This window comes from Exiguobacterium sp. s131 (assembly GCF_018617345.1).
In the GTDB taxonomy this organism is placed as follows: Bacteria; Bacillota; Bacilli; order Exiguobacteriales; family Exiguobacteriaceae; genus Exiguobacterium; species Exiguobacterium profundum.
The window spans coordinates 1-225 of record NZ_JACSJX010000019.1 but is presented as its reverse complement, the minus strand read 5'-3'; the positions used below and the strand labels follow the sequence as shown (position 1 = coordinate 225).

The 225-nt window shown below is 47.6% G+C and carries 1 rRNA gene; it reads right to left on the bottom strand.

Annotated elements, in window-relative coordinates:
- A 5S ribosomal RNA gene (rrf, locus tag KNO69_RS15295) occupies positions 1-85 on the bottom strand; the annotation flags it as partial.
- Positions 86-225: the final 140 nt, after the last annotated feature.

The following is a 225-nucleotide window of genomic DNA, read 5'->3' as shown; positions in this document are numbered from 1 at the left end:
TCCCCCAACTACTTTCGGCGCTGAGACGCTTAACTTCCGTGTTCGGCATGGGAACGGGTGTGGCCGTCTCGCTATCGCCACCAGACAAAATGAATATTAACACCGCGTCATACGCATGTCAATATTGTTTTAGGGTTTGTTCCCTGAAAACTGAGGATTCATCAACACAAACCATTAGACTAGATCAAAGCCTCGACCGATTAGTATCATTCAGCTCCACGTGTC